Origin of the sequence: Pseudoalteromonas luteoviolacea S2607, assembly GCF_001625575.1 — a bacterium.
Classification (GTDB): Bacteria; Pseudomonadota; Gammaproteobacteria; order Enterobacterales; family Alteromonadaceae; genus Pseudoalteromonas; species Pseudoalteromonas luteoviolacea_E.
Genome location: NZ_AUXV01000016.1, coordinates 1 through 17,550 on the forward strand (window position 1 = coordinate 1; position 17,550 = coordinate 17,550).

15 protein-coding genes are annotated in these 17,550 nt (G+C 43.7%); 8 read left to right on the top strand and 7 right to left on the bottom strand.

Translation table 11 applies throughout. From position 1 onward, the window contains the following. From N480_RS09515 to purF, 7 genes are all read left to right on the top strand, one after another. The coding region (locus N480_RS09515; RefSeq protein WP_331245795.1) for a FimV/HubP family polar landmark protein at positions 1–1,525 on the top strand (1,525 nt) is incomplete at its 5' end. Between the two features lie 96 nt (positions 1,526–1,621). After that, entirely contained in the window at positions 1,622–2,422 is an 801-nt protein-coding gene (gene truA / locus N480_RS09520) for a tRNA pseudouridine(38-40) synthase TruA (protein WP_063372283.1), read from the top strand. 214 nt (positions 2,423–2,636) lie between these two features. Beyond that, a complete protein-coding gene (gene accD / locus N480_RS09525; protein WP_063372284.1) occupies positions 2,637–3,512 on the top strand; it encodes an acetyl-CoA carboxylase, carboxyltransferase subunit beta in 876 nt (291 codons plus the stop codon). A 22-nt stretch (positions 3,513–3,534) separates the two neighbouring features. After that, entirely contained in the window at positions 3,535–4,794 is a 1,260-nt protein-coding gene (folC, locus tag N480_RS09530; protein ID WP_063372285.1) for a bifunctional tetrahydrofolate synthase/dihydrofolate synthase, read from the top strand. A 14-nt stretch (positions 4,795–4,808) separates the two neighbouring features. After that, a complete protein-coding gene (locus N480_RS09535) occupies positions 4,809–5,534 on the top strand; it encodes an SPOR domain-containing protein (RefSeq protein WP_063372286.1) in 726 nt (241 codons plus the stop codon). A gap of 61 nt (positions 5,535–5,595) precedes the next feature. Continuing rightward, the gene (locus N480_RS09540) at positions 5,596–6,090 is read left to right on the top strand and encodes a CvpA family protein (RefSeq protein ID WP_063372287.1); all 495 of its coding nucleotides are present in this window, start codon (positions 5,596–5,598) and stop codon (positions 6,088–6,090) included. Positions 6,091–6,108: 18 nt separating this feature from the next. Continuing rightward, on the top strand, positions 6,109–7,635 hold the full coding sequence (purF, locus tag N480_RS09545; protein WP_063372288.1) for an amidophosphoribosyltransferase: 1,527 nt from the start codon (positions 6,109–6,111) through the stop codon (positions 7,633–7,635). A gap of 119 nt (positions 7,636–7,754) precedes the next feature. Here the strand turns inward: purF and N480_RS09550 are convergent, their stop codons facing one another. Further along, complete coding sequence (locus N480_RS09550) at positions 7,755–8,354, bottom strand: Yip1 family protein (protein ID WP_063372387.1); 600 nt, start codon at positions 8,352–8,354, stop codon at positions 7,755–7,757. Between the two features lie 206 nt (positions 8,355–8,560). Here N480_RS09550 and miaE point away from each other — a divergent pair, with 206 nt between their 5' ends. Next, positions 8,561–9,349: a tRNA isopentenyl-2-thiomethyl-A-37 hydroxylase MiaE gene (gene miaE / locus N480_RS09555; RefSeq protein WP_063372388.1), complete on the top strand. Its 789-nt coding sequence runs from the start codon at positions 8,561–8,563 to the stop codon at positions 9,347–9,349. Between the two features lie 8 nt (positions 9,350–9,357). On the opposite strand, the gene N480_RS09560 is transcribed toward miaE, so the two are convergent. The 6 genes from N480_RS09560 to N480_RS09585 form a co-directional block, all read right to left on the bottom strand. Next, positions 9,358–10,716, bottom strand: a complete 1,359-nt coding sequence (locus N480_RS09560; RefSeq protein WP_231101470.1) for an O-antigen ligase family protein — start codon at positions 10,714–10,716, stop codon at positions 9,358–9,360. A gap of 3 nt (positions 10,717–10,719) precedes the next feature. Next, positions 10,720–12,120 carry a GumC family protein gene (locus tag N480_RS09565; RefSeq protein WP_063372289.1) on the bottom strand — a complete coding sequence of 467 codons (1,401 nt, stop codon included), beginning with the start codon at positions 12,118–12,120 and terminating at the stop codon, positions 10,720–10,722. 11 nt (positions 12,121–12,131) lie between these two features. Next, positions 12,132–13,403, bottom strand: a complete 1,272-nt coding sequence (locus N480_RS09570) for a polysaccharide biosynthesis/export family protein (RefSeq protein WP_231102247.1) — start codon at positions 13,401–13,403, stop codon at positions 12,132–12,134. A gap of 195 nt (positions 13,404–13,598) precedes the next feature. After that, positions 13,599–14,606, bottom strand: coding sequence for a glycosyltransferase family 2 protein (locus tag N480_RS09575; protein WP_063372290.1), 1,008 nt, complete (start codon positions 14,604–14,606; stop codon positions 13,599–13,601). 10 nt (positions 14,607–14,616) lie between these two features. After that, positions 14,617–15,855 (bottom strand): oligosaccharide flippase family protein, encoded by a 1,239-nt coding sequence (locus N480_RS09580; protein WP_063372291.1) that lies wholly within the window; start codon positions 15,853–15,855, stop codon positions 14,617–14,619. A 168-nt stretch (positions 15,856–16,023) separates the two neighbouring features. Continuing rightward, the gene (locus N480_RS09585) at positions 16,024–17,478 is read right to left on the bottom strand and encodes a sigma-54-dependent transcriptional regulator (protein WP_063372292.1); all 1,455 of its coding nucleotides are present in this window, start codon (positions 17,476–17,478) and stop codon (positions 16,024–16,026) included. Positions 17,479–17,550 lie beyond the last annotated feature (72 nt).

The following is a 17,550-nucleotide window of genomic DNA, read 5'->3' on the forward strand; positions in this document are numbered from 1 at the left end:
TGAACTAGAAGTAGAGCCAGAGCTAGAAGCAGAACCAGAACTAGCAGCTGATCTTGGAGATTTATCCGCTCAAAATGTGGGGGATATGTTAGAGACCTTGGAGGCTGAGTCGGAACTTGCTGCGCTTGATGATGAGCTTCTTTCTGAAGAACTAGAGATTGATTTAGGTGATGACCCGTTAGGCGATGAAGTTGACTTATTGGCTGAAGAAGAACAACCAGAAGAAGACTTTGTAACCCCAAGCGCGGAGTTAGATAGTTATCCAGAACTTGAATTAGATAGTGATGAAGAACTGGCTATCTCAATAGAGGATGGTGATGTTTCAAATGGTATGAGTGAAACAGAACGTCAATTGACTGAAAGCTTAGGCAATCAGAGCGATCTGCACTTACAGCTAGAAGATGAGCTAGAAGAACCTTTTGAAGATGATTTAGACGACTTATTTGGTGATGTAGGTGCTGATGAGCAAAAACCTGATGATGTCACTAACGACACAACCATTTCAGGTGAGCAGCATGTTGAGATTGAAGAGAAAGAGTCGCTTGAAGACTTAAATCTAGATTTAGACGCGCCATTTGATGAAGCCGCAGCATTGGCGGCGATGGACGAAATCACAGAGCCCTCAATCCAGCCAGAAGGGGCAAGAGAAAGTGAACTCGATGACTTAAGCATAGATTTAGATACACCTTTCGATGAAGCGGCCGCGATGGCTGCCATGGATGAAGGGTTAGAAACTCCTGTTGAATCGAACGAAGAGAATGACATTGATGACGCGCCGAATGAGTTAGCAATGGACTTGGAAGCGACATTTGATGAAGAAGCGGCTTTGGCTGAAGCCGATGAAGCTGTCGCCTCACTCGGTGAGCCTTCAGGAGAATTGACCGAAAGTGTTGAAAGTGAAGAAGAGTCTGTCGAGTTAGATATAGATCCAGAGAGTTTCTTAGAGCAACTTGAAGAAGCCGCTGAAAATGACGCTGATTTAGGCGAGGCCATTGAAATAGATGAAAGCGCAATAGAAGACGAGTTCATGGCTGATTTGGAAGAGACGGACTTTGATTCTCTTTTAGATGAATATGCTGAACCGCAATCTATAGATCCTGAGCCACAGCCTGAGTTAGAAGTGAACTTCGATGCGTTGTTAAGTGAAGAACTTGATGAACCATTTGAAATTGAAGAAGAGCAAGTGGCCACCGAACAAGTGAATGAGGTGGAGCAAGCCCCTGAAGATTTCCTCAATATCGATGATTTAATTGCACAAAGTGATGACGTTATAGAGCAAGAAGAGCCGTATCAAGAGCCCAATATGGATGTGGGGTTGGACGATTTTGAAGAGTTACTTGCTGGTGACAATCCGACGGATGTGGATTTAGAGGAAAATGGATTTGCAGCAAAACTGGACTTGGCACGTGCCTACTTAGAAATCGAAGACTTTGACTCTGCGGTTTCTGCACTAGAGGAAGTGATGGAAAACGGCCCGGAATCGGTACAGGCTGAAGCAAGAATATTAAAAGAGCAAATCAAATAAGAAAGCCAAGGGCGTGATTAAGCGCCCTTGGCTTTTCTTCGCCGCCTCAATAGCATAAAATGCCCGGTCATAATTTAGTGAAGAGTTAGCAAGTGTATGCGTGTAGTACTAGGTATAGAGTATAACGGTGGAAACTACTCAGGCTGGCAGCGCCAAAGCCATGTCAGTAGCGTTCAACAAGAAATTGAAACAGCGTTGTCGAGGATCTGTAATCATCCGGTTGAAATAGTGTGTGCTGGGCGCACAGATGCGGGTGTGCATGCTACGGGCCAACTAGTTCACTTTGATACCGATGCACAGCGTGATATGAGCGCTTTTACGCTGGGAATGAATTCTCAATTACCTGATGATATTGCGGTTAGGTTTGCTCAGCAAGTTGACGAAGAGTTTCATGCTCGTTTTAGCGCTACGGCAAGGCGTTATCGCTACGTTATTTATAATCATACATACAGACCGGGCATTTTACGTAACGGCGTTACGCATTTTCACCAGCCATTGGATGTTGAAAAAATGCAAGCTGCTTGTCCATTTATGCTGGGTGAGCAAGACTTTACGTCATTTAGAGCTGTCCATTGCCAATCAAATACGCCTTTTCGAAACATCCACCATTTGCAAGTTAATAGATTTGGTGACTACGTAGTTATCGATGTAAAAGCAAATGCCTTTTTGCATCATATGGTGAGGAATATCACTGGGTGCTTGCTCGATATTGGAACCAATGAGCAAAAGCCTGAGTGGATGGGGGAGTTGCTCAAAATAAAAGATCGTACTCAGGCTAGTGCTACGGCTAAGCCTAACGGTCTTTATTTAGTGGATGTTGACTATCCAGAGAAGTGGGGCATTCCTCAAATGGCGGTCGGTCCACTGTTTTTACCCGAAGTTGAAATTATAAAATAGTTTTTAAAACCCGATTTAACGCAAGGTTGCTCAATAAAACATCTGATATAAATTGAGCAGGTAGGCATGAAAAATTGCGTTTGTCTTACGTCTAGTAGTGGTTAAGACTACTAAGACCAGTTTTTTATATCGCTGTTGCCTTAAACATGTTTTAATTGGGAAAATCTGTCTGTGTGCACAGACTCATTACAGAATAAAGACAAGAGAGTTGCCAATGAGTTGGTTAGAAAAAATCTTGCCTAAGGCTGCTAAATCGGCAGGTAAGAAAGAGGTCCCTGAGGGGGTTTGGGCTAAATGTTCGGCTTGTGACTCAATTTTATATAAAGCTGAGTTAGAAAAATCACTACATGTTTGCCCTAAGTGTGATCATCATATGCGAATTTCTGCTCGTCAGCGTTTAGAGCGCTTTTTAGACGAGGGAGAAGTTGTTGAGCTGGGTGCACAGTTTGAGCCTCAAGATGTACTAAAGTTCAAAGACTCTAAGAAGTATTCAGATCGTATTACCGCTGCACAAAAAGTGAGTGGTGAGAAAGATGCATTGATTGCTATGAAAGGCCGCCTAAAAGGCGTCCCAGTGGCAGCTGTTGCATTTGAATTCTCATTTATGGGTGGTTCAATGGCATCCGTTGTTGGCGCGCGTTTTGTAGAAGCTGTTAACGAGTGTCTAGAGCATAACATGCCTCTAATTTGCTTCTCTGCATCAGGTGGAGCGCGTATGCAAGAAGCATTGTTCTCGCTTATGCAAATGGCTAAAACAAGTGCAGCCTTAGCAAAAATGAGTGAGCAAGGTCTACCATTTATCTCTGTGCTAACTAACCCAACAATGGGTGGTGTTTCGGCTTCTTTAGCAATGCTTGGCGACATCAATGTTGCGGAGCCAAAGGCTTTGATTGGTTTTGCTGGCCCTCGTGTTATTGAGCAAACTGTACGTGAAACATTACCAGAAGGCTTCCAGCGTAGTGAATTCTTACTAGAGCATGGTGCTATTGATGTAATTGTTGACCGCCGTGAAATGCGTGACTCATTGGCACGTATGATTTCCAAGTTTATGGACTTGCCTTCTACTGAACAAGAGCATAGAGTAGCGTAAATTTTTCGAAATTGAGCTAGCTATGTCACACATCAAACCTAGCCAATCATCGAGTTTAGATGATTGGCTTTGTTATTTAGAGCAGTTGCATCCTGCCAACATAGAAATGGGCTTAGAGCGCGTTGCCCAAGTCGCTAATAATATAGAATTATTAAATACCTCTAGTAAGGTTATTCTAATCGGTGGCACCAACGGTAAGGGAACAACTGCACGCTGTATGGAAGCCCTGCTTTTGGCTCAAGGGTATACAGTAGGAACTTATGCTTCACCTCACCTTATCCGCTACAATGAACGTGTTCGTATTAATGGGCAAGAGCTGCCAGATCAAGACCATGTAGATGCTTTTTGTGAGCTTGAGCAAGGCCGAGGCGAAACCCAACTTACCTATTTTGAGTATGGTACTTTAGGTGCTTTGGCATTATTCAAGCGCTACGCCGTGGACTATGTTCTTCTCGAAGTTGGACTTGGTGGTCGCTTCGATGCGACGAATATTGTGACACCCTATGCAAGTGTGATCACCACCATAGATCTCGACCATAAAGAGTACTTGGGAGACACGCGCGAGCTCGTTGGCTATGATAAAGCGGGTATTTTCCGAAACAATACGCCAGCAATTGTGGGCGATTTAAATATCCCTCATACCGTGACCGATTATGGTGAAGAGATTAACGCGGAGATGATTTTATCAAAGCGGGACTTCTATTACACGCCTCTGGAAGATGGACTCAGGTGGCAATATCAAGAACATGATTTGAGCTTCACTAAACCCGCTATTCCGGCTCAAAATGTGGCTACTGCATTGACTGCGCTGGCAAGATTAAACCTATTACCAGATGAATCACTACTACGAGAAACATTAGATGGTCTTCAGGTAGAGGGACGTTTTCAGCAATTAAGTGCATCCCCTTGTGTGTATACGGATGTAGCGCACAACCCTGAATCTGCACGCTATTTGCGCACTAAGTTAAACGAATTAAAAAATCAGGGCTTTAAAATTAACGTCTTAATCGCTATGCTTGCTGATAAAGACAAAGCCAGTGTAATTAATGAGCTTAACGAAGTCGTTGATAGCTGGACATGTGCAACACTGAGTGGGCCAAGGGCTGAAAAGGCTGAAAATCTACTTGCTGTGATACCACAGGACAAACGTGCATCTGCCCGTACTTTTGATTGCATCTCGTCAGCTTTAGATACATTGCTGCCAGAGCAGAGAAGTGATACCGCACTGATTGTCTTTGGATCTTTTTTCACAGTGGCAGATGCCATTCAATATTGGAAATAATAGAGAGTAATATTTTGAACTCAGGATTTGTGAATCGTCTTGTTGGTACCAGCATCATTGTTATTGCTGCAATCGTATTTATTCCTAATATTTTGGATGGCGAGAAAGTGCACTACAAAGAAGGATTCAAGCAAATTCCTGAGCGACCAGACTTCACCTCTATTGATCTGCAAGAAAGCATCGACGATAGGGCCTCTTTGGCGTTGGATCCCAAAGAGGACGTCATAGAGGATGTGGTTGCAGATGATTTCAATGAAGCGCCTGTTCAGGCTGAGCGCGGCGGCGATACTTCTGCCAATGTCGAGCAAGCTAGCAATGTGGCTGAATCAACTGAGCAATCCCAGACTACGGAGCAAGTGGCACAAGTAACCAAGGCTGAAACTCAAAAACCAGTCGAGGAAACAAATGTTGCTGCCGAAACCAGTGCTTCACAGCCCGAACCTACCATAAAAGCAGAGCCAAAATTAGAACGTCCTGATTCTTCTAATTTCACAAAAATGGCGTATGTGATTCAATTAGGTAGTTTTTCGCATCAGGCGAATGTGCTAGCTTTGACCGACAAATTGAAAAAGAATGGGTTTAAAACCTTTACCCGCCCTGTTAAAACACCCAATGGCACCTTAACTAAGGTATTTGTTGGACCAGACTTAAATAAACAAAAACTTGAAGCTAAGTTACCGGAATTAAAGAAGTTAACTAAACTTAATGGGCGACTTACTCAGTTTAAGGTTGCAAATTGATCTGGTATTTCTAAAGCGTGTCTTATAAAATGCGCCCCAAATTAACGACTTGTTGGTTATTATGATTTGGGTTGATTACGCCATTTTTACAGTTGTCGGTATTTCTACCTTTTTTGGGCTGATCCGCGGCTTTGTAAAAGAAGCTATGTCCCTTGTAGTTTGGGTTGGCGCATTCTTCATATCCAGTCTATTTTATCAATATCTATCCACTTTCCTTACCTTTGTTTCAGAACCCCTTTTAAGAAACGCTGCGGCGATAGCCATACTGTTTATATCGACGCTGGTATTAGGTGGACTAGTTAATTTTATATTGGGTGAGCTTGTACAACGTACAGGCCTATCAGGCACAGATCGCGTAGTCGGCCTTTTATTTGGCGCCATGCGCGGTGTATTGGTAGTCAGTGCCCTGTTATTTTTTCTCGATGCATTCACCAAAGCCCCAGATACAGATTGGTGGAAAGCATCGGTAGTAATCCCTGAATTTGGATTTGTCATTGAATGGTTTTTTTCTTACTTAGAAAATAATTCGAGCTTTTTAAATTCAGCAAACCGTTAATCGGCGAGGAATTTTTTAATGTGTGGTATCGTTGGGATAGTCGGAACATCTCCTGTGAATCAGGCTTTGTATGACGGCTTAACTGTTTTGCAACACCGCGGTCAAGATGCAGCGGGCATCATTACCATTGACAACAATACGTTTAGCCTTCGCAAAGCGAACGGCTTGGTGAAAGACGTATTTCATACGCGTCACATGAAGCGCCTACAAGGCAATATCGGTATTGGCCATGTACGCTATCCAACTGCTGGCTCTTCTAGTTCTGCAGAAGCTCAGCCTTTTTATGTAAACTCTCCATTTGGCATTTCTCTTGCGCATAACGGTAACCTTACCAACGCAGCAGAATTGAAAGAGCGTTTGTTTACAAAGGCGAGACGCCATGTAAATACGACTTCAGACTCAGAGATATTACTGAATATCCTAGCTTACGAACTAGGCTGCAGTGACAAAATGAAGCTAGAAGCGGATGACATGTTTACTGCTATTGCAGCGGTAAATGAGCAGTGCTCAGGTGGATATGCAAGTATTGCTATGATCATCGACCACGGTATGCTTGCATTTCGTGACCCACATGGGATTCGTCCATTAGTGTTTGGTAAAAAAGACACTGAAAAAGGCACTGAATACATGTTTGCTTCAGAGAGTGTTGCATTGGCAACGGATGGCTTTGACTTTGTGCGTGATGTTGCACCAGGTGAAGCGATTTATGTCACTGAAGACGGACAGTTCTTCTCAAAGATGTGTGCTGATAAAACGACTTTAGCGCCTTGTATCTTTGAATTTGTGTACTTTGCACGTCCAGACTCTACAATCGACAGCATGTCTGTTTATGCATCTCGCGTAAACATGGGTACTAAGCTAGGCGAGAAAATTCAAAGAGAGTGGGCTGATAAAGACATAGATGTTGTTATTCCTATTCCTGAAACTTCTTGTGACATCGCCCTAGAGATTGCTTCAGTGCTTGGTTTACCTTATCGCCAAGGGTTTGTTAAAAACCGTTATATCGGCCGTACTTTCATCATGCCTGGTCAGGAAGAACGTAAAAAATCGGTTCGTCGTAAGTTGAATGCGATTGACCGAGAGTTTGTAGGCAAAAATGTCTTACTTGTCGATGACTCTATTGTGCGTGGTACGACGTCTGCGCAGATCGTTGAGATGGCAAGAGAAGCAGGCGCTAAGAATGTGTATTTTGCTTCAGCAGCACCAGAAGTACGTTTCCCGAATGTTTATGGTATTGATATGCCATCAGCTTCAGAGTTAATTGCACATGGTCGTGAGCTAGAGGACATCAACCGCAGCATTGGTTCTGATGGTTTGATTTACCAGTCTATCGAAGATTTAATTGCAGCTGTACGCATCGAAAATCCAGAGATCAGCCAGTTTGAAACTTCGGTATTTGACGGCCAATACATTACAGGTGATGTTGATCAGGATTACCTAAATCGAATTGATGCTCTGCGTAATGACTCTGCTAAATCGACTCGAGAAAAAGCGATGTCAGCAAGCCTTGAGCTGCATAACCAAGAAACGGGCGAAGGCGAGTAGCAAGAGCCTGACAACTGATTTTTCAGATTGTAAAAAAGGGCGATGATATTATCATCGCCCTTTTGTTTGATTTCGTTTTTTAGGATAAAAGCAAAGGAAGCGTAATCAAATCCGCCTCCCTAGGTAAATGTAGGGGTAATTATGCCATTCGTCCATAAAATAGCTGTTGCAGCAAGAATAATGACCAATAGAATCAGGCCGCATGTCACCATTGAGCTGGCATAAATAAACCCCCTTTCCTCAGGAATGTGCATTAGAATGGGCACACCGGTATAAAGCAGATAAACTGAGTAGGCGACCGAAGCGATACCAACACTGACGACAAACCACAACTCTGGGTACATTGCAGCAAGTGCAGACATAAAGATTGGCGTGGCAGTATAAGCTGCGAGTTCAATCGTCTGGGTAAAAGTTGGTTGGGCACCAAAAGTAACAGCCATCCAATGTGCCAGATAAGCAAGTGTAAATACGCCGATAATGAGCGCAAAGTACATTGCAAACGCAATTAATAGAGCACTGTCGTGAGTCAAGAATACAACGTCACCTGTACCGATCCGCCAGCCTAAATGCACTGATGAAACATACCCCATCACGCAAGGGATCAGTGCAATAAGAAACATGTGAGATAGGCTAAACTTGGCACTTTCATGATGGTTATCAATTGTTTGCCATTCTTCGATTGGGTGCGCATAAAGCCCCCATAAATGGTTTAAGATCATAAAAGCCTCTCTGTTATATTTTGGGTGTTTTTTACACAGCTTCAATTTATTTATGAAATATTGGTTAAATTTTGTCAAGAAACTAGAGGTAAACACCCAAATCCTTTGATAAGGCGCAATGGTCGTTATAATTTGAGTTTTCGATGATGGAGGCATTTGCTTGGTATGTGCTAGAATGCGCGCCTTGGTTTGGGAGTTTTAAGATTATGCTAGAAAAATACGCAGATTTGCTGGCGCCAATTTATGAATTTTTGGGGACTAGTACGCCAGATAGCTGGATTGAAGAGGCGAAAAAGCCTGAGAATTTACAGCGTTTACTTGTCGATCATATGCACTGTGAATTAAAAGCCGCGCAAAGTGCCGCTTTTTTGATCCGTAAATATGCTGTCGATAATGCTTCTGCAAAAACTTTACTTGGCTGGGTAAAGCCATATGAGGACTTTGTCTATCGCAAGATTGGTGACGGCCAATTTGGAGCAAGCAAAAATGAGCTAATCGGCAGTTTAACGGCCAAACCTGAGTACGCATATAACCAAGATATATTGGATAAAATGGTTCGCCTAATTAAAGAAGAGTTACATCACTTTGAGCAGGTCCTTGAAATTATTCAAGCTAGAGGGCTCAGAGTCCAGAGTTTAAATGCGTCTAGATATGCTGCGGGTATGATAAAGCACGTGCGCACGTTTGAACCGGCCGCGTTAATTGACAAGCTCATTATCGGTGCATTTATCGAGGCTCGCTCTTGTGAACGTTTTGCCAAGCTAGCGCCGTTTTTAGAAGAGGATTTAGGGCGATTTTATGTGTCCCTATTGCGCTCTGAAGCGAGACATTACCAAGACTACATTGAGCTTGCTGAGCAAGTTGCTCAAGCGACAGATCCGGCTCGTTTTGATGTGACAGCACGCATCGCTGAACTTAAGGAAATTGAAAACGCACTAATTGCTGCACCAGATGACGATTTTAAATTTCACAGTGGCGCCCCTGTTGCGGCCTAAGCGTTATTCTAACTAAACGCTCGCCTACTTGGGAAACGTTCTATCTGGCGGTTTTTACGATTCCCACGGCGGCGTTTTCTGCGTTCAGTCTTATTGGACTCGTCGTCACCTTTAAATACGAGACCAAACCATAAAAGCGCGGGCCAGTACAAAAAAGACAAAATTTCTAAGTTTTCAAAGAAGCTATAACAGATAAATACGGTCATTAAACACAGAGCCGTTTGTGCCGTTTTAGAAACTTGTGACTTAACTAAAAAGTAAACCATGGTGATCGCCATTGGCACAGCCAGCGCGATTGCGCCAACAATCCCTTTTACAAACAGCAACCCATACCAACTATGGTGCGACCCGATGGGCATACGCTCAACGATTTTGGGTCCACGCTCCACAATACCGTGCCCCCATATCGGTGCTTCAGCTTCCCAGCGCTGCATTGCGATGTTAGCCAGTGCCTGCCTGACTCTGGTAGAGCCTGGGCGCTGTTGTTTGATGGCTTCGTATGAGTCCATAATCCAATTGTATACAGGTTCCCCCAACAGCAGAACAGCAGGGACCACAAAGCCTAGCATTAGTAAAAACCACGGCTCTTTGAATTTATCACTGAACATCACCATTGGAAACAACATAATAAAAATCGCAATACCAGCGCGAGATTGAGACAGTAACAGCATTGCCCAGCAACCCGTGATAGCCCATCTGCGAATGCGTGCATTTTGTTCTTGTAAGCAAAAAACTAAATAAATGCACGCCATAAATCCAGCAGCAGGTGCCCAAGGAGTGAAAAAGCGCCAGCGGCCAGCGCCTGTTTCTGGGTTAATACCGTAAAAACTTACCATAAAGAAGCTTTCTCCGGGTCCACCAATAACTTTAAGGGGAGACAGAAAGATATCACCAGGTAATCGGCCTAGGTAAAAAATGAAAGAGACAACTGCAAATATAAGAGTCTGAATCGCAATGATACAAACGGCACGGATGATCACTTCTTTTCTTACTTGGATCATATTTGCAATGAAGGGGAACAATGCGAGTAACGCCCATCCTTTCATCCACCCAATGGACGATTTGATGGTTTTTCCTATGCCCAACGACCAATTAAAGTGGGCGATGATAAGCGCCACCAGCATCACTAACATGGCTATTGTCCAAAGCCATACCATGGGACTTACCGAGGCATGTTTGGTATCTACTTCAACATAAATTCGGGTAATGACCATAGCGAATAGAAGCCACCCGATAACAGAGCCTAGTACATATAACGTGCCTGTTAAAAATGCTGGGTAAGTTAAAACTAGCCCCGCCCAAACAACAAACTCTTCAGAGCTAATAAATTCTTTTTTTTCGCCAGGTAGCGCTGAGAGTAATAACATAACTTATGCCTTAGCCTTCGGCTTTTCTACTACAAGCGCAACAATCTCTCTACGCTTGTTCACCATTAAAATGGCTGCAGATGTGAAAATCATGGCAAATAACGCTGCTGCAACGGCGAGGCTTTTCTTTGGACTAACTGGTTTCATCGCCACTGACGGAGGCGTCATAAGTTGTACTATCGGATACGAAGCAAATACGTCTGCTTTGCCCGCTTCAAGGCGTGCCGCGGCAGATGTGAAGACCGCTTCTGCTAGATCAAACTCTCTTTCTAACCTTTCTAGTTCCGCGGCTTCTCTAGCATAAATTTTGATTTTTTCATTCAGTAAAACCTGTGCTTGGTCAAGCTCGAGAAACTGAGCCTGTTTGCCCTTTTTCAAAGCGTAAGCGTTAATTAGGTCTGCGAATAGTTGCGCACGCTTTGGGTTGTTCTTTAAGTCAAGCGAGGTAAAGATATGTGCTGCGTTCGGACCTACAAGCCCTTGAGAACGATTTCTTAGAGACTGTTTTGATTGTTCAAAACGCGCAAATTCAGCTTTTACTTTTGGGTGGCCATCGCCCCAACGTGAACGGTATTCACTCAACTGAGATGCACTTGATGTTAGTTCAGATAAATAGCCACGAAACTCTCCATCAGATTGTAAAACAAAAGCCTGACCTGCCATTGCCGGCGAAACACCTAAATCAACACTTAGCTGGTTTACATAATCATCACTTTGACCAATTTCGGCTTGGATCATAACCATTCTTTCTTTGATTGTGGCAAGTGTTGCTGTTTCACGTTGAAGCTGTTCTCCTGATACAAGTAATGAACGCTGTTGAAAATCGATGATATTGTTACGGGTAGCGTTTAATCTTTCACGGTACTGATCTAACACTGCTTTGATACTTTCATCGCGGCGCTTCACTTCATCCGCGCGCAGATGATCTAATTGTGCCTGTAGTGCATCGTAAAGGGCCCACGCTTTTTGCTGCGCCATTTTGGCTGAATTTGCGGTGGTTTCGACATTTAGGATTGAGGTCTGCTCGGTCAATCTGATTTTTGGGTTGCCAAAATCGCGAATATGAATATTCAAAGACTGAGCGGCATTTTCTATTAGATTGCGGCTCATGAGCATCTCTTTGTAATTGACTCTAGGGTTGTAGCCTTTACCGAAAGGTGCACTGGTTGATGACACTACTTGACCTACTTCATCGATAGATACTTGGCTATTTGCACCTGTACCAGGAAGGACTATATCTAGGTCGCTTTTGTATGTCGGCGCTTTTTGCAAGTAGACGATAACGAGCATTACAATTATCACGTAGCTAATGAGACATGCAACCAGATAAGGTCTGTGCAAAGCTCTGTAAACACTTGCTCTGAAGCGGCTATATGGCGTTGTGACTTGAAGTGCGGTACCCATGATACACCCCCTTAAAACACTTTAAATGGTGTTACGATGTCTAGTACGGTACGTGCTACGTCTCTTAAATTAGTGATATCCGAGTCGTAACAAGCGATGGCGTCATTTGGCATTACGTATGGGTTGATTTGATCTCTGTAAGGCATACGCATTAGCTGCTCTATAGAGCGCTCAATGACTTGAGTTTGTTTAGTAATTGGGTGTGTGCTGACTAACACAACGCGGCGAGGCGCATTTGTATAAGATTTACCACCCACGCAGTTAGCTGAAACAGCTGCCTGCAATAACCTGGTGCCATAAGGTAGGTTGCTAGAAAAGCGACCAATGGCTGCATTTGAATTACTTTCAGCAGAGTCGATTAGGTTCGACATGAAGACGCGAAAACCTTTGGGTGTAATTTGCGATGGGCGAACCAAATGTGGCTGAAAACAGCCCGTGCTAGGCACAATCACTTGATCACCAGCAATCAGCGCATAGTCAGTTACAGGCTCACCAGTTAAGATGCCCGTTAAGTCGACTTCTACCTGCCAACCTGAACGGATCAAAATAACTTGATCAAGTTTTGCATCGGGACGAATTCCTGAAGCGGTTCTTACAGCCTCAGATAGCAAACGCTTTTTAGTTTGGTCGCCTGAGGCTACAAGACGGTCTTTGTGGACCTGTGCTGGAATTGAAGCATTAATGGTTACTCTACCTGGCTCGAAGACAGCACCAGAAACAGGCACTTCAATTGCAGCGAGGTTTAGCACCCTGATGTTTACGTCCAAAGTACTGGCCTTAAAAATGTTTGCTCTAATCAGTGCCAGTTCTATACGTTCACTTAAGTGCTGCGTTGTAAGGCCTGCTGCAAAAATGGGCTCAATCGCTGGCATTTCAAGTAGGCCTGAGTTATCTAGAATGTAGTTACCATTAAACCCTTCACCAAACTCCATACTGACTTCAATTAAATCACCAGGGCTAAGAGGCAATGAGCTGGCGTGTTTACCACCTAAAACAGGCACAGGTGCTTGATTGTTCGGGTGTGTTTTTATTGCTCTATCGACGCGATATTGTTTCGTGATTGCAAACTCGTTGGCGCCAGAGCAGTCTAACCCAGCTGCGAACACAGTTCCCGGTTTAGAGGGGGAAATGATATTACCTTGCGCATTCGGGTGTCCGTAAAAACGGTCATCTTTGTCTTCTAACTCTACTGTTCCGTCAATGTGTGCACAGCCAGCGATGGTCGCAAGTTGGCATACGAGTGCCAACATGCTTAGCTTGGATTTTAAGTGAGTGACTGACATGGCTTATTCCTTAATAAGAAGTTTGCTGACTTAAATAAAGCATTAATTAGGCCAGTTGTCTAAATCCTTTATATTCAGTTGGTTACGTGTTTCTCTTTCAGGTTTTCTGTGCCGATTTTGCAATTTGCATAGCGGGGATTTTGCAATATAAAAAACCAGCAGGTGCTGGTTTTTTTATTTAATTCTAAAAATGCCTTAATTAGATTTTTGTAAATACGCTGCTCCACGCATTGCTGCATTTTCGATGGCGCTGTAGAGATTGTTTGGTAGGGTACACAAATAAGTGCAAGCCAATGTTGCTAAAGTACGTTTTGGTTCCTCTTTTAAAATTCGCCAATTTGTTTTTAATGCCTCGTGCATGAGTTTAATGGCTTGAGTGCTGTTGCGAGACTGAATTGCTCGACGGCATAAGTAACGCAGCTGATATGCCTTAGCAAGTGAAGCGTATTTACTAAAAAACGCATCATGGCCAATTCGGTTTTGGTCCACAGCATATTGCCAACTCGTAAATTGCTTATGTAAATTTGAAGATAATCCAGAGGCGTTGACTCGATAAAAGGTCAATGGCTGCTCAATACCTTCAATTTTGAAGTCAGTATCTAGCGCAATGCGCAGCCACAGTTCGATGTCTTCTGATTGACGAAGTTCTTCGTCAAAGTATTGTACCCAGTTGCGCATACCATCTTGAAAGGCAATGCTGTCTAGCACTGTTTTTCGGATCACAGGTGCTGAGCCATTACCGATTGGATTACGACAAAAAATATGCTTGGTGGTGATGTTTTTCAACTTAGGGAATTGTCCAATACCGAGTGGGGCATCGTCCTCATCGATAAACAATGACGGGCAATAACTGATGCCTAGTTGGTCATTGGCCTCAAGATGTGCGACGTGTTTCTCCAGTTTCTCAGGTGCCCAATAATCATCGGCATCAAGTAATGCGATGTAATCGCCTTGTGCCGCACGTATACCTGTATTTCTAGCGCCTGATAGGCCCCGATTGAGCTGTGAAATTACTTTGATCCGAGCATCGTCGAATTGCGCGACCTTTGCTAACGTGTCATCGCTGCAACCATCATCTACGCAGATCAGTTCAAAGTCCTGATAGGTTTGTTTCAGCACTGAGTTTATGCTCAGCTCAATATATTTACCTACATTGTACATTGGGATAACGACGCTAACTGTTGGGTGGATTAAGCTGTTCATAATGGGCTCCTTACGCGGGCTTTATGGTTCTGAATTTGATAAACATATTTACGGCTGGGAACACGAGCCATAAAACGCTTGATAAAAGTAGTACGAGGGCAAATGTTTCTGGCGTTTGTGGGGTCATAGCAAATACCCCTACGAGAGAAACGAATAAGCAATATGCGCACTGTTGCGCTTCTAAACGGAAAAGACCTTTGCTGCGTAATACCGCACTGTATGTATCTGACCAAACAGACGTGATTGCGATGAGACAAAGCAGGCTGGTGGTGGTAAAGCTCGCCTGCCATTCAGCTGAGAATAAAAATGGCACGTATGCAGGGACCAAAGCTGATTGGCAAACAAATACTAGGGATACAAGAGCTGTCACAAAGGCGATTTTCTTGCTTTGACTGTGGCTTGGGTTCGTTTTTTGCTGGTGGCAGATATAAGGGTAAAGCGCCGTGATATAAGCTTGGCTAATTGACATCGCAAGACCAATGCCTGCACTTTTAGCAAAACTATATAGACCAAATAACTCAGGTGTCATCAACCTTGCTGCGATGAATACATCCATATTGATTCTTAGCGAGCGAAGCGCATCGGCAGCAGCGAGTTGGCTTGAAGTCGTTAACAGGCGTATGAATATTACACGGTCAAATCCAATACGGTGTGGCTGCGTTTTAACCACTAGAAAGGCGGCCAACCACAGTATTGCGAATGCCCACTTCGCGTAAACGATGGCAAGCAGTCCTGCATCTAAGTATAAAGCGACAGCAATGGCAAAGTTTTCAATGATGATACACACACTACTAATCACACTGAATAAGGCCATACGGTTTTCACGTTGAACAAGAAACGCTTTGGTACTAACAATGGGAAACACCAAATATGTAAAAGCCATTAGCGCCACGAGTGCAAAGATATCGTGTTCTGGGAACAACCAGTGGGTGCAGTATGCGACAGCGAGTTGAACTAGAAATAGGCCGATACAAATAACCCATTGCACGCATAAACCGTTGGCGAGTAAAGATGGCAATTCCTGATCTGTTGCTCTAATTATTTGAGCGCCAGTACCAGAACGAAGTAAAAGGCGTAGGACTTCGTGAATACTTAGTGCAAGCATTGCTGCTCCGTATTCCACGGGCAACAAAAATGCCGCCATTGCCATAATACTCACTAGGCGAGATGCCTTAGCAACTACTTCAGCGCCAATCAGCCAAGAAGTGTTTCTTAGAAGAAGCGTGATAGAGTATTTGCTTGCCTGCATAGTGTTAGTCTCTGGTTAAGTAATAACCTTACTAATCAATAATCAGGCCAATATATAGATTTTTTAAGTTGTTGTATTATATTGCTTTTATGCAAAACCTTATTTTTCAATTTGACTGAGTTGCAGAATGCGAAGCATCGCATTATCGAATTGCAAAGAAAAAAGGCGTTAAGACGGTTCCCATTTTTGAATTTTTCGGTACAAAGTTGACGGGCTGACTTCGAGCAAGCCAGCGGCTTTGACCACATTATCCTCACAAACTTGTAATGCTTGTTCAATGGCAAAACGTTCTACCTCAGAAAGTGGCACTATATTTAACGCACCACCTTGTTGGGTCGTGTCTGATGTGGAGGAAGAGGCGCGTGGGATTGTTGGTATTGGCTGCGGTTTTTCTTTGGCTGTAAATAACGATTCATCCGGTTTCAAGTGTAACTGTTGCATCAGTGTTTCTTCACTTACCATCGGGCCATCAGACATAACAACCGCACTGTGTATCAGGTTTTCGAGCTGCCTAACGTTACCAGGCCAAGCGTAGTTTAATATTAATTGCTCGGCGCGCTTGGAAAAACCAACAAAGAGCTTATTTTCTAATTCACTGTACTTATTCAGGTAGAATAGGGCAATTTGTAAAGGATCTTGATCTCTTTCAGCCAGTGCAGGCATGTCAATGGCAATGACATTAAGGCGATAAAACAAATCTTCTCTTAGTAATTGCTGTTCAATTGCCTCTAACGGGTTTCGGTTGGTAGCACATACAAATCGCACATCCACTCGCTCGGTCTTGCCACTACCTACACGCTGAAATGTACCCGTTTGAATAAAACGTAGGATCTTGGCCTGTAAAGCCATGTCCATTTCGCCAATTTCGTCTAAAAATAATGTGCCGCCGTCGGCGAGAGTTGCTGCACCATCTCGGTTGTTGGTGGCGCCAGAGAATGCTCCTTTCACGTGACCAAAGATTTCTGACTCCATCAACTCTGATGGAATGGCTGCACAGTTGATACAAATGAGCGCTTGTTCAGTGCGTGGACTCAAATTGTGAACTGCTTCAGCTGCGAGCTCTTTACCTGTACCACTGGGACCGGTAATAAACACATTTGCACGACTTGGAGCGGCTTTATCTATGGCCTTGTAGACAACCTGCATAGCCAATGAACTACCAATAAAACGTTGAAATTGAGAGCGGTGCTCCCTTTTATACCTTTTAAGGCTAGCCCGCAGCATGTTGCGTTCAGCTATGAGCATTTTTGTCTGTAGTGCTTGTTCTATGGTGATGCGTAAATTGTCGTTTTCCCAAGGTTTTTGCAGGTAACCCCATACTTTACCTTGGTTTATTGCATCGATAAGTGCTGCCTGCTCAGTAAACGCTGTCAACATTATGCGAATGGTATCAGGGTAGTCTTCAGCGATGATGGCCAGCAGCTCATTGCCCGTCATTCCGGGCATGTTCTTGTCGGTAACAACCACATCAATCGGCTCGTGAGCTAATACGTCTAAGGCATGTTGGCCACTTTCAGCGGTATGAATGGTGTATTGTTCAGAGCGCAGAGCACGACTCAAAGAACGTAAAATATGTGGCTCGTCGTCTACTAGCAGGATATGTAATCCCATCATCTTTTCCATGGTCGCGCTCCTTTTTCATTTTTGTTCTCTATTAAGATATAGCAGCCTAACTTTCAGAGTTCCAAGGACTTT